This is a genomic window from Nocardia sp. NPDC004654, assembly GCF_040609595.1.
Taxonomy (GTDB): Bacteria; Actinomycetota; Actinomycetes; order Mycobacteriales; family Mycobacteriaceae; genus Nocardia.
The window spans coordinates 144,928-168,929 of the sequence record NZ_JBEXKI010000005.1 but is presented as its reverse complement, the minus strand read 5'-3'; the positions used below and the strand labels follow the sequence as shown (position 1 = coordinate 168,929).

Below are 24,002 nucleotides of genomic sequence, written 5' to 3'. Positions count from 1 at the left end.
TGTCAACGCGGTGGGCCCGGTGTTGTCAAGTGTTTGGCGGTAGGTGAGGGAATCGCGTGGTGTGAAGCCTGCTCGCTGGTAGAGCCGGTTCGCGGCTTCGCGTGATCGGGTCCTGGCCGACAAGGCGTATTCCTCGGCGGCGAATCGAGAGCTGTTGCGAGGCAGGCGGATCAAAGCGGTGATCCCGCAACGATCCGATCAGGTCGCCAACAGGAAACGTCGTGGACGTGCTGGTGGACGCCCGCCGGGGGTTCGATTCCGATGCCTACAAGGGTCGCAAATGTGGTCGAGCGGGCGTTCAACAGGATCAAGCACTGGCGTGGTGTCGCCACTCGCTACGACAAGCTGGCCTGCACCTTCCGAGCTGGGATCGTCATGACACTCGCGGTCGAATGGCTGAGGCTATTGGGAGATATAACCTAGTCGCAGATCATCGTCGGCCCGAATGTCTCTGACCGGAATCAATGCTGATTCATGAGAACTGTCGAGCACGGCCGGTTCGCGAAAGATGTTGTTGCGCTGATATGTCGGCTTTTCGGCGCGAATTCGCGGCAAAAACTAGAGATCTCGGTGACGTACATGTCCACGGCCACATAGAAATCCAGCGATTCCAGCGCCGCGTCCAGCCGCCCGCGTTGCGGTGTGGACAACACCGGGTTACCCGCGTAGGTGATCATCGCCCGGATCCGGCCGCGACCTTCGGTGAGGATCTCGTCCGCCAACGCCGCCACGGGCAACTCCGAACGGAACGACTTGTAGGCGCCGGAGCGATCCGTCCAGGCCCCGTAGCCCATCGGCAGATACTTCGCGTACCGCGCGGCGTCGATCGGCGGGGTGGCGAACATCTGCCCACCGGGCCGGTCCAGATTCCCGGTGACGGCGTTGATCGTGTTCACCAGCCAATGCGTGAGCGTGCCCGTCACCTGCTGACAGACCCCGATCCGCGCGTACAGCACCGCGGACGGCGCGCTCGCGTGCTCGCGGGCCAGACTGCGGATCGTCTCGGCGTCCACTCCGGCGTGCGGCGCCATCGCCTCCGGCGTCACCCCGGCCACCAGGGACTTCAACTCCGGCCACCCCGAGCACTGCGCACGAACCGAGACCTGATCGCACAGCCCCTCGGTGACCAGCACGTGCAGCATGCCCAGCAGCAGATACACGTCACCGCCGGGGGCCACGGCCACGTGCTCGTCGGCCAGGCGGGCGGTCTCGGTGCGCCGCGGGTCGATCACCACGACCGTGCCGCCGCGCTTGCGCACTTCCTTGATCCGCAGTTTCGCCCCCGGCATGGTGGTGATCGACCCGTTGGACACCGCGGGATTCGCGCCGAGGATCACCAGCCGGTCGGTGCGGTCGATATCGGTCACCGGCATCAGCACATTCGACCCGAACATCCGCCACGCGGCGAATTCCTGCGGGAACTGGTCGATCGAGGACGCGGTGTAGAAGTTGCGGGTCAACAGCACCGCCCGCAGCAGTGCGCCGTAGAGCACCGACGAGCTGTGCGCCGCGGGATTGCCGAGGTACATGCCGATCGCGCTGGGTCCGTGCTCGGCGCGCACCGCTCGCAGCCGCCTGCCGATCTCGGCGAACGCCTCGTCCCAGCCGATCGGCTCGAACGACGCGCCGACCCGCCGCACCGGGGCGCGCAAACGGTCCGGGTCGTGGTGCAACCCACCCATCGCCGTCGCCTTGGGGCAGATGTATCCCTTCGACAGCACGTCTTCGGGATTCCCTTCGATCCGCGTGACCCGCTCGTCCTCGACGGTGACCAGGATTCCGCAGTGGGCTTCGCACAACGTGCACTGCCGGGCAATGGTGGTAGCGCTCATGGGTTTTCGACACCTTCCGCCGGTCGCTGGCCCCAGGCTACCGCGCACCCCCGCCGCCGTAGATCCACTTACGGTCGGAATTCGGTCTCCTGCCCAGGTCGGATTCCGGTGACCTGCGAGCACCGATCCGGCGCGAATACGTCAATAGTCGAGGGCGTGTTCGGGTTGGCAGACATCCATGGGGGAGGGCAGGTAGCGGGCGATGGCGTCCAGGAGCGTGGCGCTGTCATCGCTCGTGGGCGCCGCACCGCACAGGACGGGTACGACCTCACCGATGCGGGTGAGGGAGCGGATGCGGTGATGCAACCAGTCGAGCGGGATGTCAGGGAAGACGTTCGGATCCGAAGGGGCTTGTTCGATCACCGTTTTCACGAGCTTGCCGTACCACCGCTCGCCGACTGCCCACTGGCCGCCGTAGAGTTCGGCGGCCAGTGGTTCGTGGGCCCACAGCGAGAGCAGGTCGATGACGCCTTCGAACGGGGGGTGAGCGCCGAGGGGGATCTGCAGCGCCAGTGGGACCGCGCCGCGGGTGTCGGCGATCGTGCGGACACAGCGGTCGAAATCCGCGGCGGGGTGGTCGAGTCCGTTGATCAAGCACAGGCGCGCGACCTGGTAGTCGTCGGCGACCCGCAACATCGTCTCGAGGCGCGAGGTGGGGTGCGCGGCGGCGTTCACGACCGCGATCACACCGTCGGCTACCCGGATGGACCGCTCCAGCTCCGCGACGGGCGCATGGCTTGTCAGCGCGGCGATACGGATCGTGTGCTCGACGCGGCCCGTCGTCCAACCGACCGTGACCCGGGCGCCGGAGCCGGGCTGTCCGCAGCGGCGGCGCAGAAGGTGGGCCACCCGGATGGTCTCGTCGGGGTCGCCGACGAGGGTGACGTTGCGGATTGTCTGTGGATCAATGGCTTTGGCGCCCATCGCGTTGCGGTACTCCAGATCGACTCGAGGTGTCGGGACGTCCTCGATCCAGACCGACCGTACCTCCGCCGGCGGATCGCCGGAGCGGAATTCGACCCCAAAGTAGAACGTGTTCCTATACGGTCGGGCTGTGCAGAAAGAACAACGGCCCGCCGTGCCAGACTGGTTCACTGCGGACGACGGCGTGGTGCGCCTGAAGGGAAGTCGCTGCGAGGTTTGCGCCACCCCGTATTTCCCGCGGAACACGCTGGCCTGCCGCAACCCGCAGTGTCCCGGTCCGAAGGATGGCTCCGAGCTCGTCGAGCATCTGTTTTCCAGACGCGGGCGGATCTGGTCGTACGCGGACGCTCGGTACAAACCTCCGGCGCCCTATGTCTCGCCCGATCCATTCGAGCCGTATGTCGTTGCGGCAGTGGAACTCGAGGCCGAGCAGATGGTGATTCTCGGGCAGGTCGTGCGCGGCCTCACGGTGGACGACCTGGCCGTCGGCATGCCGGTCGAATTGACCCTCGGCACGCTGTACGCCGACGAGGAAGCGGAGCACACGGTGTGGATGTGGAGGCCGATCGATGACTGACACGAACGATCGCGACATCGCCGTCCTCGGTGCGGGCATGCACCAATGGGGCAAGTGGGGGCGCAACTTCGTCGAATACGGGCTGGTCGCCGCCCGCGCGGCGCTGGCCGATGCCGGAGTGAACCACCTCGACGTCGGCTATATCGCCGGCGCGGACACCATCCGCAATGGATACCCCGGTTTCGTCTCGGGCGCGACTTTCGCTCAGGCGCTGGGGTGGTCGGGTGCGCGGATCTCGAGCAGCTACGCCGCCTGCGCCTCCGGTGCGCAAGCCATCGCCAACGCACGCGCCCAGATCCTGGCGGGATTGTGCGACGTGGCACTGGTGGTGGGCGCGGATGCCGCCCCGAAAGGCTTCTTCCAGCCCGTCGGCGGTGAGCGACGCGATGATCCGGACTGGTTGCGTTTCCACCTGCTCGGCGCTACCAATCCCATCTATTTCGCGCTGTACGCCCGCCGCCGAATGGCGCTGCACGGCGCCACGCTCGACGATTTCGCCGCGGTCAAGGTGAAGAACGCCAGGCACGGCCTGAACAACCCGCATGCCCGCTATCGCAAGGAGGTTTCGGTCGAGGAGGTCGCCGCCTCGGCGATCGTCTCGGACCCGTTGCGGCTGCTCGACATCTGCGCGACCAGCGACGGCGGGGCCGCACTGGTGTTGACCTCGATGGAGTACGCGCGCCGGCACGGCGTCGCCGACCCGGTCCGCATCCGGGCGCTGTCGACCGTCACGCCGACGTTCCCGAAAACCGTTCTCGACCTGCCGGATTTCGCGACGGACTCCGCGGTGGCCGTCGAAGCCCCGCCCCGCCCGTTCCGTTCCGCCCTCGCCCACGCCGCGTACGAGGAGGCCGGGCTCGGTCCCGCCGATCTGTCCCTCGCGGAGGTCTACGACCTGTCCACCGCACTGGAGCTGGACTGGTACGAGGACATCGGGCTCTGCGAGACGGGCGGCGCGGAGGCACTGTTGCGCAGCGGCGCGACGACCTTGGGCGGACGTGTGCCCGTGAACCCCAGCGGCGGGCTGGCCTGTTTCGGTGAGGCGATCCCCGCGCAGGCCATCGCCCAAGTCTGTGAGCTCACGTGGCAGCTGCGCGGCCAGGCCGACGGCCGCCAGGTGGACAATGCCCGCGCGGGTATCGCGGTGAACCAGGGCCTGTTCGGCCACGGCTCGGCCATCATCGCCACCCGCTGACATCGCGGGGTCTTTCCAGGTCACCGTCACCGAACCCCGACCATGTCCGGGTTCGGTGACGGTGCGCTGTTTCGCCGACGGTGGGCGCGATTTGAGGCAAACGCCTCATGCGACCACGGTGGCGGCGGACCGATGATCAGGGCATGACGAAGCGAGTTCGGGAAGCACAGAGATCACCGGTCATGACCGAATCGACATTCGAATCGGCGACCGTCGAGCGGTTCGATACACCCACTTCAGTGGGAACGCCGGTCGGCGGGCGAGTCGATGCGGTCGAGGTCAGCCGTCGTGTCGGGGCGCGACAGATTCTCCAGAAGCTGTCGTTGTCGGTCGAACCAGGCGAGTTGGTCGCCATCGCCGGCGGCAGCGGCGCGGGAAAGAGCACCTTGCTGGAGATCCTCGCGGGACTGCGACCACCCTCTGCCGGGGAGGTTCGGCACGACGGCGTCGTCCGCGGGGTCCGGGTCAGCGCCGATTCCCGTATCGGCTACGTGCCCCAGGAGGACATCATCCACCTCGAGATGCCCCTGCGCCGCACGCTTCGCTACGCGGCGCGGCTGCGGCTGCCCGCGGGCACCTCGGCGGCCGAGGCGGACCGGGTGGTCGACGAGACGATGCGTGACCTCGACCTGGCCGATCGGGCGGAGGTGCCGGTCCGCGCGCTCTCCGGCGGCCAACGCAAGCGGGCCAGTATCGCCGTGGAGCTGCTGACCAGGCCACACCTGTTCTTCCTCGACGAACCCACCTCCGGGCTCGATCCGTCGACCGCGGCCGATGTGATGCGTCTGCTGCGCCGACTCAGCCAGCGCGGGGTCACCGTCGTCCTCACGACGCATGAGCCGACCGGCATCGACCGCTGTGACCGGGTGGTGTTCCTGGCGCGCGACGGTCACCTGGCGTTCACCGGCAGCCCGACCGAGGCTCGGCGCTACTTCGGCGTCGAGGATCTCGCCGAGGTGTACGAGCGGCTGGCTCACGAGGACACCCCACAGATCTGGGCGCAGCGATTCGCGGACAGCGGTGGGAACCGGCCTGGCTCGGCTCTCCCGCCCATCCCCGCCACCCGTTCCGACGTCGAGCGCACGGACATGGTCCGGCAATGGTGGCTACTCAGCCGACGCAATGTCGATGTTCTCCTTCGCAACCGGCTGACCCTGGCGGTCCTGCTCGGCTCACCGGTGCTCGTCACGGCGATGATGGCGACGCTGTTCCAGCGAGACGCGTTCGATCCGCGCAACGCGGCCGACCTCGGCCCGGCCCAGATCGTGTTCTGGATCGCGTTCGCGGGCTTCTTCTTCGGCCTTACCTACGGCCTGCTCCAGATCGTCGGGGAGATGGCCGTCTTCCGGCGCGAGCGCCTGGCCGGACTCAGCGTGGGCGCCTACGTGGCGTCCAAGGTGACAGCGCTGCTTCCGGTGCTTGCCGGAGTGAGCGCGGTGCTGCTCGGTGTGCTGCGGGCGCTCGGTCGGCTCCCCGCCGTCGGCTGGGACGTCTCCGCCTTGCTGTTCGTGACGATCGTGATCGAGGCGACCTCGGCACTGGCCCTTGGATTGCTCGCCTCGGCCGCGGTCTCCAACGCCGCGCAGGCCGCCCTCGCCTTGCCGATGCTCTGCTTCCCTCAGGTGTTGTTCGGTGGCGCCATAGTCCCCGTCGACGAAATGGCCCTCCCGGGACGCTTGATGAGTCTTGGCCTGTCCAACCGTCACGCATTCGAAGCGCTGGGTCGCGACCTGGATCTCGAGCGCTACACCGCCACGCTGCCTGCCATGTCCGCCTACGGCGACACCTTCCACGGAGGCACCGGCGCCAGTCTCCTCGCGCTCGCATCGTTCGCCGTCGGCCTCGTGCTGGCCACGATATGGGTCTTGGATCGGCGGTCCCGGCCCGGCGCATCCCGCTGAAGTACCTGGGGCAGCGGATGTTTCACTGTCCGACGGCCGTATGGACCGGGAAGCCCGCCAGCCCCCGGTCGATCGCGGCGAGACTGGCCTGCGTGCGGTTGTTCACGCCGAGTTTGACGTAGACCCGTTCGACGTGGTTGCGCGCCGTCTTCTCGGCGATGAACAGTTCGGCGGCGATTTCTCTGTTCGATCGGCCCTGCGCGACGAGTCGCAGGATCTCGACCTCTCGGTCGGTCAGCCCGGCCGGCCAGGGCGTGCGCCGCGAGTTCCGCGAACCGGCCACCGCGAGCACGGCCGCAGTCGACTCGGCGTCGAGGCGTCCGGCGCGCGCCTGCTCTCGTATCCGATCGGCAGCGCCGCGAGGATCGAGCGACGCCCGGTAGGGACGCGGCTCGAGCAATCGCTGATAAGCGTCCGCCGTGGCGAGCAGCCGGTCCTGCGCGGTCAACTCCGCGCCGGCGATCCCCCGGGGAAAGCCGGACCCGTCGATCCGTTCCCGGTGCTTCATCGCGAGGGGCACCACCGGCTCCAAGCCGTTGACCCGACTCAGTATCCGGCCGGTCAGATCCGGATACATCCGTACCCGTTCCCATTCGGCCGTGGTGAGCGGCCCCTTCTTCTCCCAGATCCGGTTGGACACGCCCATTTTGCCGAGACCGTGCACCAGACCGGCACGGTAGAGATGGGTGATGTCCGACGGCGACATGCCCAGATGCCGGGCCGCCCCGGCCACCAGGTTCGCGACGCCACGCGAATGCCCCAGAGCGAACGGAGATTTGAGATCGGCGAAATCGGCCATGGCCTCGAGCAACTCGTCGCTCTCCTCGGCCGTCAGGGTTCGGTCACGATCCGGTGCTCGGGCCAACGCCGCTGTCCAGACGTCGATTTCGAGCAACCCGTCCACGATCGCCGCCGCGTCGCCCTCGAACACCGCCGCCACGGCCGGGCTGAACTGACTGCCGCGCCGAGAACGGACGACATCCTTGGCGTGCTCGAGCCCGCCCGTGCGCAGGTGCACCTCGACGACGTCCGCGACGTGCGCGATGTGGATCTCGACCGGGATATCGTCTCCGCGGGAACCGTTGGGCAACCCCCGGCCGTCCCAGCGTTCGAAGGCGTGGGCCAGCGCCTTCGCGACCTGCTCGTCCAGACCCATCCGATCGGAGAGAACCCCGGCGGAACTGCAATGGGACTGGATCAGTGTGGCGACTTGGCTGCGGGCGGTGACCAGAAAGGACGTGGCACGGATGCCGCGCTCCCAGCCCGGCAGTCCCCGTCCGACATGACTCGTCATCAGCCGCAGAAACGCGAGGCCGGTCATGTCCACCGTGTAGGTGTCGGCCCGGAAGGCGATGTCGTCGCCGAAGAGCGCCGAGAGTTCGTGGGAGTCGGCGTGACAACCGATCCACCCGACCAGATTGGCGTAGTACACCGTCGCCCGCTGTTGCGGGTCGAGACTCATCCGCTCGGCGATCCGTGCCGCGATCAAGGACGAGCGAAGCATGTGTTCCATCGGCTGACCCAGACCGAGGTCGATCGCCAGCGATATCGCGGCGAGCAGTTCGGCTCTGCTCAGACCCTTTCCCGAGCCGGGCGGCATCCCGTGCGGGTGCATCTTCCCATTGTCCTAGACCTGGCCACCCAGGAAGCCAGGTCTCATCCGAAGAAGTCGGCTCAGATGCAGAAGCTCAGCGACACCGATCCGAGCGGAATGTTGAGGCAGATGACCACCGGGCCGAGTGCGGGGGTGGTCTCGGGCGAGGGCGCGGCCGACGCGGTGGGCGCGGCGATGGTGCAGACGGACAACGGGATCACAATCGCGGCGAGCGCCGCGGCAGCCTTGGCGAGCATTTCCATGGTTCCTTTGCTGAGAGACGATAACGACTTACAACCGTGACTCTCCTCGATGGTCCGCCGACGCGGTGACGGGGACAAGGCTTGCCGCCACATCGCCCGGTCACCGGGGGTTTGTTGTGTGAAAAAGATACTCACGGTTCGATGTGTCCGGTTTCCACGAGCTTCGAACAGGTCGCGGACGTTGTTTCGGACCGCAGACATGGGAAATCGGCCCGTCCCGAATCGAATCGCCCAGCGGGGGAGTCGCGCCGACTTCACTCGCCGCCTACCGCGCCCGGCGGGGGACCAATCGGCTCGAGCACTCGCTCGACCAAGGCGGTGTTGCAGTATTCGACGACCTCGACCAGGCGCCCGTCAGCGACGCGGAAGATCATGCAGTAGGTCTGCTCGTACGTCTCGCCTCGCGTGGTGATGCCGTGGCCGCGCGCCTGCACCACGACACGATCGCCTTCGCCGACGATACTGTCCGCCTCCAGCCGATAGCTGCTGAACTGCGCCATCAACGGCCGCAACATCTCGTGCAGCACAACCGATTTCGGCGCCCAGGTACCCGCCCAGGACCAGTCGCCGGGAAAGATCCACGCGAAATCGTCGGCCATCGCCTCGCCGAGCGCGCGCATATCGCCGCGGGCCATCCGATCGAAGATCTCGCGCACCAGTTCCTTGTTCGCGTTCTGCACAGTCGCCATGATCGTCACCACATTCCGCATTCGGTCGCACACCAATCTAGCCCTCGCGCAAACGTTTTCGAGACCCGGATTCTCGGGCGTGCACGGCGGGCGGGGCCTGCGCCTCGGCGGCCCCGGCATCGGCCGGTGCGGTCATCGGCCAATGCGGGTCTGCGACAAAACCGCATGATCAGCGGCGAACGACGTCGAAGAGAAATCCCTCCATCGTGACTCCTGGCGCGAACGAGAACGCGACGCCCGTCGAAATCGGCTTGGTCGTCACTGCCTGACCGGCGATCCGCTCCAGCACGAAGATCAGCGAGACGCTCGACATGTTCCCGTACTCACTCAGCACATCCCAGCTCGTCGACGCGGCTTCCGGCGGCAGGCCGAGCGATCGCGCGGATTCGAGCAGGATCTTCGGCCCGCCCGGATGGATCGCCCACACATCGATGTCCTGCTGCCGCAACCCATTGCGGCGCAGAACGTCTCCGACGACGGGAGCGACGCCGTTGTAGATGTACTCGGGTACGTTCTCGGACAGCTCACAGCTGATGCCGTCGTGGTTGACGCCGACCGCGATGCCGTCGTCGGTTCCCTCGAACAGGTGAGTGAATTTGTCCCGGATGACGATCGTCCCGGATTCGGCCTGCTCCGCCCCTCGCCGTGCCCCGATGACGACCGCACCGCACCCGTCGCCGAACAGGCTGTGAGTCACCGCGTCGTCGATGTCTTCGACGGGGACGGCATGCACCGAGTTCAGCTCGATACACAGGACCATCGCCTTCTTGTCCGGGTTGGCCCGCACGAAGTCCGAGGCAGTGCGAATTCCGTTCATCGCTGCCGCACAGCCCATGAAGTTGACCACCAGGCGAGCGACCGACCGAGGCAGTCCGAGATCTTCGACGACCGCGACATCCACGCCGGGCGCGATAACACCGGTGCTCGTGGCGAACACCAAAAGGCCGAGGTCAGCCGGGTCGACACCATCGAGCGCGCGCCGAGCCACATCGATCGCCAATGGAACGGCATGGCGGTAGAACAGGTGCATGCGATCCTGGATCTTCCTCGTTTCGCCACCAGGCGCATGCAGTCGAGGATCCAGCGGGTCGACCGCGAATCGCCGGCTGTCGATCATGGTCTTGCCGAAGATGCGCCTGACCCGGGTTCGCTGCTCCGGATCGGTGAACTGTCCAGCCATCCAGTCCGCTGCCTCCGATTGGTCGAGGACCAGGCTGGGCGCGCCGGTCGCAATCGCCTCGATGACGGGTGCGGTCGTCGGCGGCGCCAACAGCATCGTGTGCTGACGCGCGTGCACAGCCGTGCGGGTGAGCAGTGCCTGATCGAGAACAATGGACATAGCGCCGGTTCTTCCTCGCGTGGGCGATCGGGGATGGGTACTCCCATCGTCGAGGAGCAAATGTTCGGCAAATAGACCCCCAAGGGGGCGCGTGCACCCACCCCCGGTGTTGCTCAGAGCGCGCCGGCGCAGTCAGTCCTCGCTGGTACTGCGTGCCGCGGCGAGGAAGTCACGAACCTTCCGCAGGTCCTTGACGCCAGGGCTCGCCTCGACACCGCTCGACACATCAACGCCCCACGGCTGAACCGAGCGAATCGCCTCGACGACGTTGTCGGGGCTCAGCCCGCCCGCGAGCATCCACTTGCCCTCGGGTTTGCGAGCCTCGAGCTCCGAGAGGTCCCATCGTTCACCGGACCCCGGCTTCGGCGCGTCGAGAAGAAGCGCCTCCTCACCGAACGCGCCAACGGTGAGATCGGGGTCCGCCTTCAGAGACGTCGCCCGCCAGACTCGCGGGACGATCGCCAACGCATCGGTGAAGTCGTCGCGCGTGTACGCACCATGCAACTGCAACACCGTCACACCGAGCTTCGCGGCGGTTTCCGCGGCCTCCACGGCGGGCATGTCGTTGACGACCAGGACCGTGTCGACCCGGCCAAAGGCCGCCGCCACGATCTCGGCAGCCGCGCCGAACTCCAACCGCCGGGGGCTGGTCCGATTCATCACCACACCGATCGCGTCGGCTCCAGCCTCGACCGCCGCGTCCACCGCGGTAACGGAAGTCAGTCCGCAAATCTTCACGTACACGACAACGAACCTACCGCGCCCCGGAAGAGCTATTCCGTTCCATGCGTCGCGCGGCCGAACTCGTCGCGCGACGGACCTGACCGCGCTCATATGGGACGATGACGCCGAGTGCGGTGAGACCGTCAGCCGACGCCATCCACATTGCCAGTGAAGGAGCGCCTCATGGCACCGGTGCCGACAGAAAGATCCAGCACCACCCTCGTACTCATGGTGCTGGCGTCGGGCCAGTTCCTGATGACTCTCGACAGCTCCGTGATGAATGTGTCGATGGCTACTGTCGCCCAGGACGTCGGCACCACGATCACCGGAATTCAGACCGCCATCACCCTGTACACCCTGGTGATGGCGTCACTGATGATCACGGGCGGCCGAGTGGGCACCATTCTCGGTCGGCGCCGGGCTTTCGGGGTCGGCCTCGTGATCTACGGCGCGGGCTCGTTCACCACCGGGCTGGCACCGAACCTGCCGATCCTCCTAGTGGGTTGGTCGCTGCTCGAAGGCATCGGCGCCGCACTGATCATGCCCGCGATCGTCGCCCTCGTCGCGGGCAACTTTCCTCCCGAACGCCGGTCCGCCGCCTACGGACTGGTGGCGGCGGCGGGAGCGATGGCAGTCGCGGTAGGCCCTCTTCTCGGCGGTGCCGTGACCACGTTCGCATCGTGGCGGTACGTCTTCTTCGGCGAGGTGGTCGTCGTCGTGCTGATTCTGCTCGTTCTGCGCCGGGTCGAGGACGCTCCCGCGGAACGTGTCCGGCTGGATCTCGTCGGATCCGTCCTCTCCGTGATCGGGCTCGGCATGGTCGTCTACGGTGTGCTGCGGTCCAGCGAATGGGGCTGGGTACGTACAGAGGCAGAAGGCCCTGCCGTGCTGGGCTTGTCGCCAGTCATCTGGCTACTGATCGGTGGCCTACTGCTGTTGTACTTGTTCTGGCGGCGGCAAATCTATTTGACGAAGCACGGACGCGACGCGCTGGTTGATCCGGACCTGCTGGCGAACCGACAGCTCGCCGGGGGCCTGAGCATGTTCTTCGCGCAGTTCGCGGTGCAGGCCGGGGTGTTCTTCTCCGTGCCGCTGTTTCTGTCGGTGGTGCTCGAGCTCAGCGCGCTCGAGACCGGGGTGCGGATCCTGCCACTGTCGATTGCGCTGGTTCTTGCCGCCGCGGGCATCCCTCGGCTCTTGCCGCGTGCCAATCCACGCCGCGTCGTTCGCGTGGGTCTGGGCGCGATGATCGTCGGCATTCTCATCCTCGCTGCCGGTATGGACCCGGGCGCCCATGCGGGTGTCGTGTCGATTCCGATGCTGTTGATGGGAGTGGGCTTGGGCGCCTTGGCTTCTCAACTCGGGGCCGTCACGGTATCCGCCGTTCCCGATTCGGAGAGTGCCGAGGTCGGGGGACTGCAGAACACCGCAAGCACTCTCGGTGCGTCCCTGGGCACCGCACTGATCGGGTCGGTCCTGATCGCCACGCTCACGTCGTCCGTGATCGAAGGCATCGAGAACAATCCGGCAATTCCGGCGACCGTACAGGAGCAGGCCACGACGGATTTGGCTGACGGAGTGCCGTTCCTGTCCAACACCCAGTTGACGGACGCTCTCGACACTGCAGGAGTCGGCGACACCACAGGTGACGCCATCCTCGCGGTCAACTCCGCCGCCCGTCTCGAGGCCTTGCAGGTGGCATTCGCCGTGACCGCTCTGCTCGCGATCGCCGCGCTGTTCGGCACCGGCCTGTTACCTCGCCGACCGGTCGGCCCACCGAGCACGAAGATCCCTGGCACGTCAGGCCGAGATGGATAGGCCTGGGATTTCACCAAGCGATACGTCACAGTGACGTTTTGCTTGGTGATCGTCCCAAGCGCGGGGAAGTGGCGCCAAGTCGAATCTTGGCCAAACCATAGATATTCGGATGAAATCCGAGGAACGCCGGAAAATTTCCGACAGCGTAATCTGCGGCCAAGGGGACACCGCGTCGACGTTCCGCGCAGCACGGGAACCCGCGAGCGTGGTCGCCGAACGGAAGATCCCGAATAGGCCGACGCAGCGCCACAGCACGCAAACCGGCAGCGCCGCAAGCAGATCCAACCCCTTCCAGCGGCGCCGTTCTCGCGCCGATAATCGACATTATGTCAAGTAATGGTTCGCCTGCACTCCCCGCGACTCGGGCCTGGCCCGCATCCCCGGCGATGTCGCGAACGACGCACCATCGTCCGTCCCCTCGGGCTGCAATGACGTGCCAGCCACGTCGCGCATTAGGCGAACACGGCGAGACTGACGTCGCGCGACACCCCGACGACGCGGACGGCCTTGGTGCTCAGGCCCTGACCGCTGGCACCAGAATCTGCTCGCACCACTCGCGGAAGCTCGTCGGGCTCGCGGTCGCGTCGGTGCGCGGCACGCCGTGGTCGAGGCCGTTCTCCTTGGCGCGCATCATGTCGACGTAGGCGGTCGCGATCGGATCGCTGACGCCTCGCGCGGTCAGTGCGGTGCGGAAGTCGTCGAGAGACTGTCGCTGATAGCGGATGGGGCGGCCGAGCACCTCGGACATGATGTGCGCCATGTCGTTCGGCGCCAGATCCTCCGGTCCCAGCAACGCGACCTCGCCACTCCCCGACCAGGAGCGGTCGAGCAGCAGGCGGGCGGCCGCCGCGGCGATATCGCGGGTGGCTACCATCGGCGCCTTGCGGTCGGCGGCCGCGGTGCCGGTGAAAACGCCGTCGTCGCGGATCGAAATCGCCTGCCACAGCAGGTTGTCCATGAACGACGGGTTCGCCAGCGCCCGATAAGCCACGCCCGAACTCGCGATGAGATCGTCCATGGCCAGCGATGCCGTCACCTGCCCGGCGCGACCCGCGACGGGAGTATCACGCCCGAGCGCCGAGACACCAACGACGCGGCCGACGTCGTGGGTGGTGAACGCCTTCACGGCGGCGCGCGTGAATCCGGAGAACGCGGCGTCCAGATCCGGCGCGTAGAGGTCGGGCGGAACCAGCCAGAAGACCGCGTCCGCGCCGGCGAAGGCCCGGTCCAGGACGTCGGCGTCGCCGTGCGATCCGGTGACGATATCGACGCGGGAGCGGATCGCCTCGGGCAGCTTTCCGGGATCGCGCACAACGACGCGCAATTCCTCACTCCGATGGGGTGTTTCGAGCAGGATGTCCAGCAGTCTGCTGCCGATGTGACCTGTGGGAGCGGTGATTACGATCATGCTTCGAGTCTCGTGACAGTTCATCGCCGCGTCCAAGACCCTTTCCGCAGATTGATACCGTGAAGGTATGGATCTGGATCTGCGCAAGCTCCGCTACTTCGCCGCAGTGGCAGAGCACCGGCACTTCGGCCGGGCGGCGGAAAAGCTCTACATCGCCCAGCCAGTACTGAGCCGTCAGATCAAGGCTTTCGAGCAAGAATTGGATTGCACACTGCTCGTGCGAACCACCCGCAACGTGGAACTGACCGCCGCCGGGAAGCAGCTCTACGAGGAGGCGCAGGGGATCCTCGCGGCGGTCGACGCGGCAGTGCGGCGCGTACACGATGTCGACCGCGGCGTGCGACGGCTGGTGGTCGCCTTCTCCCCCGGATTGCGTGTGTCGGAGGCGATCCGGGAATTCGTGAGGCGTCACCCGGAGGTCGAGACCGATGTCGTCCCGGCGCGCCGGTGGGAGCCGGACGCGCCGCTGCGCGACGGACGAGCTCAGATCGGTTACCTGCGAAGGCCTTTCGATGAATCCGGCATGCGCGCCATCCCCGTCGGTCACGAACCAAGGGTTGCCTGCATGCCCGCGGCCCATCCGCTCGCGTCGCGCCGGGAACTCACCCTGGCCGATCTCGATGGTGAGCGGATGCTCGACATCCGGAACAGGCGGACGTTGTCACTGGAAGAGAAGTTCGAGCTCATCGCCTCCGGGCACGGTCTGGCGCTCGTCCCTGTGAGTGTGGCGCGCGCCTACGTCCGCCCCGACCTCGTCCACCGCCCCGTCACCGACGCCCCCGGGGCTGAGACATGCCTGGTCGTCGCCGTGGACCACCACGACAAGCTCCTGCGCGAATTCCTCGACATCGCCATCACGACGCTGCGGCACTGATTCGGCTGTCGCGACGGGCGGCGCGTCGGGAGCCGACCAGCAATAGGCCAGCGGCGATCAAGAGGACCAGCAAGGGTGACGGGCCGCCGACCGCGACGGTGACCAGGGTCCAACCAGCCACAACCCACGCGAGGAACGCTGGCGGCGTGATGCCTCGACGGTCCAGCCACAGCACCATCAGGCCGATCAGGAGGAAGGGCACGCCGAAGCTGAATACGGTGTACCACAACGTGGCCTCGGCATAGTTCATCGCGGTGGCATCGACCTTCCACCCCTCTCCGTTGAACCAGTCCGTGGCGTAGTCCGGGGCCGTCTCCACGAGCGCACCCACCGTGTGCCCGACTCCTGGAAACAACACAATGAGCCAGCCTGCCCACTTGATCATGCGAACTCCCTTCTCCGTGCGTGGAACCGTGTGACTCCACTCCGCAGCTGCGGCCTCGCGACATGCGTTCGCCTGGCCGCGACGCCCGGGCCCTGTTCTTGTATACGGCTGCGTATAGCTGAGGCTAGCCATGAAATACGGTGGCGTATAGATGGGGAACGCATGCGAGGAGTCACATCGCCGCGCCCTGAGGGGCATACCCGCCGGTCCCCTGTTCCGCGGTGAGAACATGGTCGACTTCTACGGCGACCGGGCAGCGCGTCGGCCATCTCGCGCCACAGCGATCGGCACGCACGGCCAGTTCGGACCGCTCGGCGACCAGAGGCCAACTCCCCCAAAGCGATTCGAGAGCGGCACGGAGTGGTTGACATAATCCGCAAGGCTGGGATTATGTCGAATGGTCGGGTGTTCAACTAATCTCGAAGTAGTGCTTGGACATTCACATGCGACCAGCGGCGCGTTCGCCTGGTCGGTGGCGGCGGCGACGCTGCCTCTCGCGGCGTTGACCTATCCGGTATTGCAGAGCAGCGAGGCCCGATTGGGGCCGGTGGACGTCGTTCTCGGCGTCTTTCTCACGGCGGGCGCGGCGCTGCTCCCCGATGCCGATCACCCCAAAGGAACGATCGCGCATGTGCTCGGCCCGCTCACCTATTTCCTCTGCAAAGTCATATCGAAAGTCGCCGGTGGACACCGGCAAGCCACGCATTCGTTCGCGTTCGTGATCGCGGCCGCGTACGGCACGTGGGCCGGAATGCATTGGATCGGCCGGGGATTCACTCTCGCGCTCGTGTTCTTCCTGCTTGCCCTGGCGGTGCGCGCGCTGCACCTGTACCCGCCGGGCGACGGGATCCGATCCTGGGGCACCATCGTCGTGCTCGCCACGGCGGGCACCTTCGCCATGGACCACTGGATCAGCGATCGACCCGCCTGGCTGCCGTTCTGCGTCGGCCTCGGCGCCTTCGCCCACCTCATCGGCGACTGCCTCACCGACCGCGGCTGCCGCCTCTTCTGGCCCTTCAAGCTCCGCACCTGCCTGCCGATCATCGAACGAACCGGGAACAAGGTCGAAACCTGGATCCTCACACCGCTGTTCGCCGTTGCCACACTCGGCGTGCTGTGGCACGTCTTCACCACGACTCCGTAGCGGACGAGGTGGGCCACTGCGTCGGCCCACCTCCTCTCCCCTTGTCTGTGCTTCTTTCATCGGTAGATCGTGAGAAGTGTCAGCTAGTTGAGAGTTGGTAGGTAGTTAGATATGCATATCTCGATATCGGGATTCCCAATGAAGGAGCGATTGGCCACATGCGGCCGAGGTCCGCCGAAGCCCCATCGAATGCGAGCGCCCCCCTCGACGGTCTCAACTCTTCAGCCGTCGCGTGCGCTGCCTCGCAAGACGTTGCGCCACTCCCCTGTTCACGAGCCCGACAGCCACCACCGAGCGCCGATGCCGAACGCAATCAGCTCGGCTTCGCTGCGCTCGCCGACCTCATGTCCGCACCGGAACTGTTCCGCCCTCCTAGCGTCTCCCCTGCGAGTTCACCGATCCACTAGCAGCTCACGGGATGCCGCCGGGCCGCGGCTGCGCCAGCAGAACCACAGCGATGTTCCCGGTAAGCACCTGCCGCGCCGCAGCCCACCACCGCAAGGCACCAATCGCACCCCATCGTTTCCCGGCATGGCGTGCCGCTTCCCTCCCCCTGTCCTTGCTTCGCCCGGCTCGCCGGGCGTTGGGGTTCTATATAAAGGAAACATGGTTAGATGCGCATATCTACATAGCGGGATGTTAAATTTTCTGCCGTCGGTTTTCGCCGAGACCAACCCCACCCACGGATACGCTGACCGCATGCTCGCAGGCTGGACCATGCAACCGCACCGCTGGACGCCCCCACCCGCCCCGGAACGGGCCCGCGCGAAGCGCAGCACTCCCCCGCTACCGCCGGTCACCCGCATCGAACTCCCCGGCGAGGGACCCGAGGACGTGGTGCGCACGCCGGACGGGAAGGTGATCGCGGGACTCGCGAACGGCGCGATCGTGAGCGTCGACCCCGTCGACGGATCGGTGCGCGAACTGGCGAACACCGGCGGCCGCCCGCTCGGGCTGCACGCCGATGCCGATGGCTCCCTGCTGATCTGCGATTTCGCGCGCGGGCTGCTGCGCTTGGACCCGGACGGCACACTCGAGGTGCTGGTCGACGAGGTGGACGGCGAGCGACTCGCGTTCGCCAGCAACGTGGTTCGCGATCTCGACGGCACCATCTACTTCTCCGCGTCCTCGGCCCGTTACCCGCTGGACCAGTGGATGGGTGACCTGCTGGAACATTCCGGCACCGGCCGCCTGTTCCGGCGCGACCTTTCCGGAAAGGTCGAAACCCTCCTGGGCGGACTGCAATTCGCCAACGGCGTGGTGCTCGCCCACGATCGCTCGTGCGTGCTGGTGGCCGAGACCGGCGCGTATCGGGTGACCCGCTACTGGCTGACCGGGCCGCGAGCCGGTACGCACGATCGGCTGATCGAGAACCTGCCGGGATTTCCGGACAATATGGCGCTCGGCAGCGACGGCTTGGTCTGGATCACGTTGCCCGCGCCGCGAGATGCCTTGCTGGACCGCCTACTCCCCCGCCCCGGCGCGCTGCGCCGTGTGGTGTGGTCGCTGCCCGCGTGGGCGCGTCCGAAGCCGCCGCGGACGGTGTGGGTGCTCGCGGTCGATTTCGATGGCACGGTCGTGCACGATTTGCAGACCGAGGGCACGGAGTACTCGATGGTCACCGGGATGGTCGAGCACGAGGGCATGTTGTATCTGGGCAGCTTGACCGAGTCGGCGATCGCCACGACCCGCGTGCCTCGCTGAGCCTTCCACCAAACAATCTCAGTGCACAGTTGTACACTGAATGCCATGTCGGAGAGTGTCCCGCAACGCCGGGCGGAGGTGCGCGCCCTGGCCCGTTTGGCGGGTGATGAGCTGGGCGGCGCGGTGGATGGCATCGCGACGATCCATCGGGCGGTGTCGGATCGTGTGTTCGCCGCGGTGCGCTGGGGCGTCGGTCCCGCTGCCGAGCCGGTCAAGGTGGTGCACGATGCGATCAGCGACGGCGTGTACCGGATCGTCGGCACCGCCGCGATCACCGCGGGGGCGGTGGGCGAACGGGCGGCGGATATCCCGGGCGCGCCACCGTCCCGCACCGTGTGGGGGTCGGGATTCCTCGCGGCGCTGCAAGGTCTGATCGGCGACCGCCTCGAGGACGGCATGCCGATTCTCGCGGCTCCGATGTCGCTGCGGGTGGATGGGAATCCCGTTGCGCCGGAGTCGATTACCGCGCACCTCGCGCCGAGCGGACACCTGGTGGTGTTCCTGCACGGCCTGGTCGAGACGGAGCACGCGTGGCGATTGGGTGGGCGCGCGACGTACGGCGAGCGCTTGGCGACCGATCTGGGGTGCGCGTGCGTTCAGGTGCGGTACAACAGCGGGCTGCACATCTCCGAGAACGCGCGGGAGCTGTCCGATCTGATGGAGCGGCTGGTCGAGCATTGGCCGGTGCCGGTGCGGCGCATCTCGTTGGTGGGGCATTCGATGGGCGGGCTGGTGGCGCGGGCGGCGTGTTTCGGTGCGGCGCAAGAGGATCGGGTGTGGGTGCGGTCGGTGCGCCAGGTGGTGTGTCTCGGCTCGCCGCATCTGGGAGCGCCATTGGAGCAGGTTGTGCATCGGTTGTCGGCGGCGCTGGTCCGGTTGCCGGAGACCCGGCCGGTGGGCCGGATGCTGCGGCGGCGCAGCGCGGGGATCCGGGATCTTCGGCACGGTTCGCTGGTGGACGAGGATTGGCGCGGGGTGGACGCCGACGCGTTGGAGCGGCGTGCGGTGCGAGAGGTTCCGCTGTTGGAGGGTGCGGACCACTATTTCGTCACCGCCACGTTCACCAGGAGTGCGCGTCATCCGCTTGGCCGGGTCTTCGGTGACGGTCTGGTGCTGAGCCCGAGCGGTTCGGGTCGCGGACGGGCGCGGCGGCTCGGTTTTCTGGAGGAGAACGGTCTGCATCTGCCGGGCGCGAATCATTTCACGCTGCTGAACCACGAGGCCGTGTACGAGGCGTTGCGTGGGTGGTTGGGCGGTGAGCCCGCCGCGGCCCTCGGTGCGGGCCGGGCGGGTCGAGGTTCGCCTCAGAAGAGTCGTTCGGAGTGATTGTCGGCGGCGAAACGGACGTCGGCGGCGAAACGCTCCTCGATGTCGGTGTCGTCGTCGTGGTGCGCGGCGTAGAGCAGCAGGCAGCCGCGGATGCCGTCCAGGAGGTCTTCCAGCAGGTCGAGTGCGGGGCGGGCGGGGTCGAGTCGGCTGACCCGGAATTCGGCGAGCAGCGCGGCGCGGGTGGCTTTGTCGAAGTCGTAGCGGCGGGCGTGCTCTTCGAGTTCGGCGACCCGGGCGACCACGGCCCACGGCGCGGGTAGGTGGCCTTCGGAGACCGAGACGGCTTCGGCGATGAGGTCGGTGACGATGTCGGTGGCGGTCTCGCCGCTGTCGAGGCGTTCAAGGACGAGGCTGGGCGTTTCGACGGGGATGGCTTCGATGTCGTCGGCTTCGGCGATGACGTCGGTGATGGGGAGGTCGGCGAATTCGCCGGCGACCTCGGCGGCGGCGTGCAGCCAGTGGGCGGCGGCGACGGAGGCGGAGGCGGGGTCGAGGTCGGTGAACAGTTCGGGCGCGCCGAGTGGGTCGGTGCGCAGCAGAGTGTCCGCGGCGTGGACCTGGGCGGGTGAGACGTCGGGGCGGGAGAGTTCGACGGCTTGGCGGGCGCGGCCGGAGAGGTCGCCGAGTTCGGCGGCTTCGATGGCGGCCTGCTCGCGGCGGATTTCGGCGACGATGGTCTCGGTGAGTTCGTCGGTGTCGATGCTGTGCAGGCAGCGGCCGACGCGGTGGGCGGATTCGACGACGCCGCTGTAGGAGACGAGCAGTCCGGCTTCGGTGGGCAGGTTGGGGTCGCGCAGGCCGTTCTCGACTTCGGTGAAGTTGCGGCGTTCTTCGGCGCGGCGCCAGGCTTCGCTGTCGGGGATGTCGGGGTCGCCCGCGGCGGCCGCGGGGTGGGTGTAGGTGCGCCAGTGGAAGCGCGACAGCGTGGTCAGATTCGACGCCAGATCCGTTGCCAGCTCGGGTGTTGTCGGCGGCAGCAGGGCCACCGTCTCCGCCAGGTCGCCGCGTCCGGTCGCCCAGATGGCGACGAGTGCGTTGCGGTCGGCGTCGAATGCGTATCGGGTCACGTGGCACATCCTCACGCATCGGGTGGCGGCGTGGGGGTATTGGGTTGCATTGGTTGTGGCTCCGGCGGCGTTTCGGCGTGGCACGCTGGTGGTCATGACTCTCGATCACGGTGATCCCGGTGACGTGCCGTCGGTGCCCGGTCCGCTCGGTGCGGTGGTGAACGCGGCGCGGCCTTCGGCGGCGGAGGAGGCGAGAACCGTTGCGGCGGCGACGAATATCGCGACTTTGGCGAGCCTTAGCGAGGACGGGTCGCCGTGGGCGTCGTTCGTGACGTACGGGTTGTTGGACGGTGCGCCGGTGTTGTGTGTGTCGCGGATGGCCGAGCACGGCCGGAATCTGGCGGGCGATGCGCGGGCCAGTCTGTCGATCGTGGCGCCGGAGCGGCCCGCGGATCCGTTGGCGGGTTCGCGGATCACGCTGGCAGGGGTGGTGGAGCGTCCAGTGGGCGCGGAGTTGGCGGCGGCGCGGGAGGCGCATGTGGCTGCGGTGCCCGCGGCGCGGATGTATGTCGAGTACAGCGATTTCTCGCTGTGGGTGTTGCGGGTCGGCCGGGTGCGGTGGGTCGGCGGGTACGGGCGGATGGATTCGGCGACGGCCGAGGAGTATCTGGCGGCCGAGGCGGATCCGGTGGCGCCGGTGGCGGCGCGGGCGGTCGCGCATCTGAACGACGATCACGCGGACGCGCTGTTGTCGATGGCGCGGGTGCTCGGTGGTTATCCGGATGCGACGGCGGCGCTGTGCGAGCGGGCGGATCGGTACGGGCTGGACCTGCGGGTGGAGACGCCGCGCGGGGTGGCGCGGACCCGGGTGGGTTATGCGGAGCGGCTGGATGGTGTCGACGGATTGCGTGCGGCGACAGTGGAATTGGCGCGGCGGGCGCGGGAGGGCTGAGGTCGCGGTCGGCTGAGTAGTCCTACGCTTCCGGTCACGTGTGGGCTCGGTGATGCTGGCTGTCATGGAGCGGTATCGGGGGTGGCGGACGGCATGTCCGCCGGTCGTGGCGGATTCACTGATCATCGTCCGCGAGGGTGGTGCGTGATGCGGCCGCGAATGCTGGGGCGAGTATGCGGCGGTCGCTGTGCGAGGCCGGACTCGTCGTCGGAGGTGCCGGATCCTCGGCGCGATAATCACTCGCCGAGGCGGCGCCGCTCGATGATCGCGCGGGCCGCTTCCTGCCCTGAGGCTCAGTCGCAGTAGGAGTTTTATGATCCCGCGTGGCAGCGGGATGATCGGGCAGAACGGCGCAGAGCCACCGGATCCTCGGCGGGATAATCACTCGCCGAGGCGGCGCCGCTCGATGATCGCGCGGATCGCTTCCTGTTCTCAGGCTCAGGCGCAGTAGGAGCGTTACGCGCCCGCGAGGCAGCCCGGCAAGCACGCCGATCAGCGATCGCGGCGAGGTCGCATGGTTCAGGCCGGGTCACGGGCGGGCACGGTGAGCATCGCGACGAGCATGTCGGCGATCTCGGCGGTGTCGGTGTCGAGGTGCGGAGTGCGGCTGCCATCTTGGAGTGCGCGTTCGTAGTCGGCGACGAGTGCGAACAGCACGGTGGTCATGGTTTCGAGGCGTCGGCGGCGGTGGCGGGGCGACAGCTGCGGGAGCGCGGCGCCGAGGCGGGTGGCGATGATGCGGACCGCGGCGCGGTCGGCGCCGGCGAGGCGGCGGGCGTCGGCGATGACGGGGTGGGTGCGGACGACTTCGAGGAAGCGGCCGTAGTGGCTGGTGCGGTCTTGGCCGACGAGTTCGAGCATGGGTCCGACGAGCATGCCGACCAGTGCGTGCGGGTCGGCGCCGGTGCCGTCGGCTTCGTGGGCGGCGAGCAGTTCCATGCGGCGCTGTTCGAGGCGGTTCATCCGGCGCTCGACGATGGCTTCGACGAGTCCGTTGCGGGAGTCGAAGTAGTAGTGCACCGCGGAGTTGTTGCGTTGGCCCGCGGCGGCGGCGATGTCGCGCAGCGGGACGTCGACGCCGCGTTCGGCGATGAGTCGCTCCCCCGCGTCGAGCAGGGCGGCGCGCGAGTCGTCGGCTTGCATAGGCACCCACTGTACTGAACCCGAGTCTTGACCAAGTTAATCACCAGTGATTAATTGGCTGGGAGATGTTCGCCATGGCGATGCCGTGGGCGTGCCGCCCACCGACGAGCTGTTGTCCGGCGACGACCGAGCAGGAAGGCTGATTCCATGCGGTTCACGTACGCGGAGACGATGACCGACCCGTCCTACTACGTGCCTTTGGCGCAGGCCGCCGAGGCGGCCGGGTACACCTCGATGGCGGTGGCCGACAGCGTCGCCTATCCCCGCGACTCCGACGCCACCTACCCCTACACCCCCGACGGCAGCCGGGAGTTCCTGGAGGACAAGCCCTTCATCGAGGCGTTCGTGCTCTCGGCGGCGATGGCGGCCGCGACGACGAAGCTGCGGTTCACCCCCTTCGTGCTGAAGCTGCCCATCCGCCCGCCGGTGCTGGTGGCCAAGCAGGCCGCGTCGGTGGCGGCGCTGAGCGGCAACCGGTTCGGCCTCGGTGTCGGGATCAGCCCGTGGCCGGACGACTTCGAGATCATGGACGTGCCGTTCGAGAAGCGCGGCGCGCGCATGGACGAGTGCGTCGACATCGTGCGCGGCCTCACCGCGGGCGGCTATTTCGAGTACCACGGCGAGTTCTACGACCTGCCGCCGATCAAGATCAATCCGGTGCCCACCGAGCCGATCCCGATTCTCATCGGGGGGCACAGCGGTCCGGCGCTGCGGCGTGCCGCCCAGCGCGGCGACGGATGGATGCACGCGGGCGGCGATCCCGCCGAGCTCGATCGGCTGCTGGCCAAGCTGGACAAACTGCGGGCCGAGTACGGCACCCGCAAGGATTTCGAGGTGCACGTCATCTCGCTGGACGGTTTCACCGTCGACGGCGTGAAGCGGCTGGAGGACAAGGGCGTCACCGACGTCATCGTCGGCTTCCGCAATCCGTACACCCGCGATCAGGACACCGAGAGTCTGGAGACCAAGATCGCGAACCTGTCCCGGTTCGCCGAGCACGTCATCGCGCGCACCGCGTCCTGAGATCGGCGCGGTCGGCCGCACACCCGCCCGCAGACTCGCGCACGGCCGAGCGAGGGGCAGCCGGACGAAGTCGGGCCTCGAACCGCACGTGGCCGTAGCGAAGGCACAGGTACGCACCAGGGGCGCAGTCGGACGAAGTCCGTTCGCGAGCCGCGCACGGCCATAGCGAAGGCGGAGG

General features: G+C 67.4%; 20 protein-coding genes and 2 pseudogenes. 11 read left to right on the top strand and 11 right to left on the bottom strand.

Features of this window, described 5'->3' with window-relative positions; translation table 11 throughout:
• Positions 1-118: 118 nt before the first annotated feature.
• Positions 119-423 (top strand): annotated as a pseudogene (locus ABZV58_RS18280) (transposase); the annotation flags it as partial.
• Positions 424-560: 137 nt separating this feature from the next.
• Here the strand turns inward: ABZV58_RS18280 and ABZV58_RS18275 are convergent.
• Positions 561-1,832, bottom strand: a pseudogene (locus ABZV58_RS18275) (molybdopterin-dependent oxidoreductase); the annotation flags it as partial.
• 141 nt (positions 1,833-1,973) lie between these two features.
• The gene (locus ABZV58_RS18270; RefSeq protein WP_355001309.1) at positions 1,974-2,756 is read right to left on the bottom strand and encodes a GTP-binding protein; all 783 of its coding nucleotides are present in this window, start codon (positions 2,754-2,756) and stop codon (positions 1,974-1,976) included.
• A 184-nt stretch (positions 2,757-2,940) separates the two neighbouring features.
• Between ABZV58_RS18270 and ABZV58_RS18265 the strand changes: the two genes are divergently transcribed.
• From ABZV58_RS18265 to ABZV58_RS18255, 3 genes are all read left to right on the top strand, one after another.
• Positions 2,941-3,333: an OB-fold domain-containing protein gene (locus ABZV58_RS18265; protein ID WP_355001308.1), complete on the top strand. Its 393-nt coding sequence runs from the start codon at positions 2,941-2,943 to the stop codon at positions 3,331-3,333.
• Positions 3,326-4,528: a lipid-transfer protein gene (locus tag ABZV58_RS18260; protein WP_355001307.1), complete on the top strand. Its 1,203-nt coding sequence runs from the start codon at positions 3,326-3,328 to the stop codon at positions 4,526-4,528. Before ABZV58_RS18265 ends, ABZV58_RS18260 begins: the two co-directional genes overlap by 8 nt.
• 107 nt (positions 4,529-4,635) lie before the next feature.
• The gene (locus tag ABZV58_RS18255; RefSeq protein WP_355001306.1) at positions 4,636-6,429 is read left to right on the top strand and encodes an ATP-binding cassette domain-containing protein; all 1,794 of its coding nucleotides are present in this window, start codon (positions 4,636-4,638) and stop codon (positions 6,427-6,429) included.
• A gap of 22 nt (positions 6,430-6,451) precedes the next feature.
• Here ABZV58_RS18255 and ABZV58_RS18250 read toward each other — a convergent pair whose 3' ends face one another.
• From ABZV58_RS18250 to ABZV58_RS18230, 5 genes are all read right to left on the bottom strand, one after another.
• Positions 6,452-8,044, bottom strand: coding sequence for an HD domain-containing phosphohydrolase (locus ABZV58_RS18250; RefSeq protein WP_355001305.1), 1,593 nt, complete (start codon positions 8,042-8,044; stop codon positions 6,452-6,454).
• 59 nt (positions 8,045-8,103) lie between these two features.
• Positions 8,104-8,280: a hypothetical protein gene (locus ABZV58_RS18245; protein WP_355001304.1), complete on the bottom strand. Its 177-nt coding sequence runs from the start codon at positions 8,278-8,280 to the stop codon at positions 8,104-8,106.
• Between the two features lie 260 nt (positions 8,281-8,540).
• Positions 8,541-8,975, bottom strand: a complete 435-nt coding sequence (locus ABZV58_RS18240) for a nuclear transport factor 2 family protein (RefSeq protein ID WP_355001303.1) — start codon at positions 8,973-8,975, stop codon at positions 8,541-8,543.
• Between the two features lie 169 nt (positions 8,976-9,144).
• Positions 9,145-10,251 carry a 3-oxoacyl-[acyl-carrier-protein] synthase III C-terminal domain-containing protein gene (locus tag ABZV58_RS18235; RefSeq protein ID WP_355001703.1) on the bottom strand — a complete coding sequence of 369 codons (1,107 nt, stop codon included), beginning with the start codon at positions 10,249-10,251 and terminating at the stop codon, positions 9,145-9,147.
• Between the two features lie 195 nt (positions 10,252-10,446).
• Complete coding sequence (locus tag ABZV58_RS18230; protein ID WP_355001702.1) at positions 10,447-11,052, bottom strand: phosphoribosylanthranilate isomerase; 606 nt, start codon at positions 11,050-11,052, stop codon at positions 10,447-10,449.
• Positions 11,053-11,220: 168 nt separating this feature from the next.
• Between ABZV58_RS18230 and ABZV58_RS18225 the strand changes: the two genes are divergently transcribed.
• Entirely contained in the window at positions 11,221-12,855 is a 1,635-nt protein-coding gene (locus ABZV58_RS18225; protein ID WP_355001302.1) for an MFS transporter, read from the top strand.
• A 514-nt stretch (positions 12,856-13,369) separates the two neighbouring features.
• On the opposite strand, the gene ABZV58_RS18220 is transcribed toward ABZV58_RS18225, so the two are convergent.
• The gene (locus tag ABZV58_RS18220; RefSeq protein ID WP_355001301.1) at positions 13,370-14,263 is read right to left on the bottom strand and encodes an NAD(P)H-binding protein; all 894 of its coding nucleotides are present in this window, start codon (positions 14,261-14,263) and stop codon (positions 13,370-13,372) included.
• A gap of 67 nt (positions 14,264-14,330) precedes the next feature.
• Between ABZV58_RS18220 and ABZV58_RS18215 the strand changes: the two genes are divergently transcribed.
• Positions 14,331-15,137: a LysR substrate-binding domain-containing protein gene (locus ABZV58_RS18215; protein WP_355001300.1), complete on the top strand. Its 807-nt coding sequence runs from the start codon at positions 14,331-14,333 to the stop codon at positions 15,135-15,137.
• Here the strand turns inward: ABZV58_RS18215 and ABZV58_RS18210 are convergent.
• Positions 15,118-15,522: a DUF6463 family protein gene (locus ABZV58_RS18210; RefSeq protein ID WP_355001299.1), complete on the bottom strand. Its 405-nt coding sequence runs from the start codon at positions 15,520-15,522 to the stop codon at positions 15,118-15,120. The two genes, ABZV58_RS18215 and ABZV58_RS18210, sit on opposite strands and share 20 nt — an antisense overlap.
• Positions 15,523-15,949: 427 nt before the next feature.
• Between ABZV58_RS18210 and ABZV58_RS18205 the strand changes: the two genes are divergently transcribed.
• From ABZV58_RS18205 to ABZV58_RS18195, 3 genes are all read left to right on the top strand, one after another.
• Positions 15,950-16,666 carry a metal-dependent hydrolase gene (locus ABZV58_RS18205; RefSeq protein ID WP_355001298.1) on the top strand — a complete coding sequence of 239 codons (717 nt, stop codon included), beginning with the start codon at positions 15,950-15,952 and terminating at the stop codon, positions 16,664-16,666.
• A 699-nt stretch (positions 16,667-17,365) separates the two neighbouring features.
• The gene (locus ABZV58_RS18200; RefSeq protein WP_355001297.1) at positions 17,366-18,370 is read left to right on the top strand and encodes an SMP-30/gluconolactonase/LRE family protein; all 1,005 of its coding nucleotides are present in this window, start codon (positions 17,366-17,368) and stop codon (positions 18,368-18,370) included.
• Positions 18,371-18,415: 45 nt separating this feature from the next.
• Entirely contained in the window at positions 18,416-19,696 is a 1,281-nt protein-coding gene (locus tag ABZV58_RS18195; RefSeq protein WP_355001296.1) for an alpha/beta hydrolase, read from the top strand.
• Here the strand turns inward: ABZV58_RS18195 and ABZV58_RS18190 are convergent.
• Positions 19,675-20,766, bottom strand: coding sequence for a hypothetical protein (locus tag ABZV58_RS18190; RefSeq protein WP_355001295.1), 1,092 nt, complete (start codon positions 20,764-20,766; stop codon positions 19,675-19,677). The genes ABZV58_RS18195 and ABZV58_RS18190 overlap by 22 nt on opposite strands.
• A 94-nt stretch (positions 20,767-20,860) precedes the next feature.
• Between ABZV58_RS18190 and ABZV58_RS18185 the strand changes: the two genes are divergently transcribed.
• On the top strand, positions 20,861-21,658 hold the full coding sequence (locus tag ABZV58_RS18185) for a DUF2470 domain-containing protein (RefSeq protein WP_355001294.1): 798 nt from the start codon (positions 20,861-20,863) through the stop codon (positions 21,656-21,658).
• Positions 21,659-22,177: 519 nt separating this feature from the next.
• Here ABZV58_RS18185 and ABZV58_RS18180 read toward each other — a convergent pair.
• Positions 22,178-22,801 carry a TetR family transcriptional regulator gene (locus tag ABZV58_RS18180; protein WP_355001293.1) on the bottom strand — a complete coding sequence of 208 codons (624 nt, stop codon included), beginning with the start codon at positions 22,799-22,801 and terminating at the stop codon, positions 22,178-22,180.
• A gap of 147 nt (positions 22,802-22,948) precedes the next feature.
• Between ABZV58_RS18180 and ABZV58_RS18175 the strand changes: the two genes are divergently transcribed.
• Complete coding sequence (locus ABZV58_RS18175; RefSeq protein ID WP_067783268.1) at positions 22,949-23,824, top strand: TIGR03619 family F420-dependent LLM class oxidoreductase; 876 nt, start codon at positions 22,949-22,951, stop codon at positions 23,822-23,824.
• Positions 23,825-24,002 lie beyond the last annotated feature (178 nt).

Coding starts and splice junctions, on each gene's coding strand:
- ABZV58_RS18270 (WP_355001309.1), bottom strand. CDS start 2,756: ATGGGCGCCAAAGCCATTGATCCACAGACAATCCGCAACGTCACCCTC.
- ABZV58_RS18260 (WP_355001307.1), top strand. CDS start 3,326: ATGACTGACACGAACGATCGCGACATCGCCGTCCTCGGTGCGGGCATG.
- ABZV58_RS18255 (WP_355001306.1), top strand. CDS start 4,636: ATGCGACCACGGTGGCGGCGGACCGATGATCAGGGCATGACGAAGCGA.
- ABZV58_RS18250 (WP_355001305.1), bottom strand. CDS start 8,044: ATGCACCCGCACGGGATGCCGCCCGGCTCGGGAAAGGGTCTGAGCAGA.
- ABZV58_RS18245 (WP_355001304.1), bottom strand. CDS start 8,280: ATGCTCGCCAAGGCTGCCGCGGCGCTCGCCGCGATTGTGATCCCGTTG.
- ABZV58_RS18240 (WP_355001303.1), bottom strand. CDS start 8,975: ATGGCGACTGTGCAGAACGCGAACAAGGAACTGGTGCGCGAGATCTTC.
- ABZV58_RS18235 (WP_355001703.1), bottom strand. CDS start 10,251: ATGCTGTTGGCGCCGCCGACGACCGCACCCGTCATCGAGGCGATTGCG.
- ABZV58_RS18225 (WP_355001302.1), top strand. CDS start 11,221: ATGGCACCGGTGCCGACAGAAAGATCCAGCACCACCCTCGTACTCATG.
- ABZV58_RS18220 (WP_355001301.1), bottom strand. CDS start 14,263: ATGATCGTAATCACCGCTCCCACAGGTCACATCGGCAGCAGACTGCTG.
- ABZV58_RS18215 (WP_355001300.1), top strand. CDS start 14,331: ATGGATCTGGATCTGCGCAAGCTCCGCTACTTCGCCGCAGTGGCAGAG.
- ABZV58_RS18210 (WP_355001299.1), bottom strand. CDS start 15,522: ATGATCAAGTGGGCAGGCTGGCTCATTGTGTTGTTTCCAGGAGTCGGG.
- ABZV58_RS18200 (WP_355001297.1), top strand. CDS start 17,366: ATGCTCGCAGGCTGGACCATGCAACCGCACCGCTGGACGCCCCCACCC.
- ABZV58_RS18195 (WP_355001296.1), top strand. CDS start 18,416: ATGTCGGAGAGTGTCCCGCAACGCCGGGCGGAGGTGCGCGCCCTGGCC.
- ABZV58_RS18185 (WP_355001294.1), top strand. CDS start 20,861: ATGACTCTCGATCACGGTGATCCCGGTGACGTGCCGTCGGTGCCCGGT.
- ABZV58_RS18180 (WP_355001293.1), bottom strand. CDS start 22,801: ATGCAAGCCGACGACTCGCGCGCCGCCCTGCTCGACGCGGGGGAGCGA.
- ABZV58_RS18175 (WP_067783268.1), top strand. CDS start 22,949: ATGCGGTTCACGTACGCGGAGACGATGACCGACCCGTCCTACTACGTG.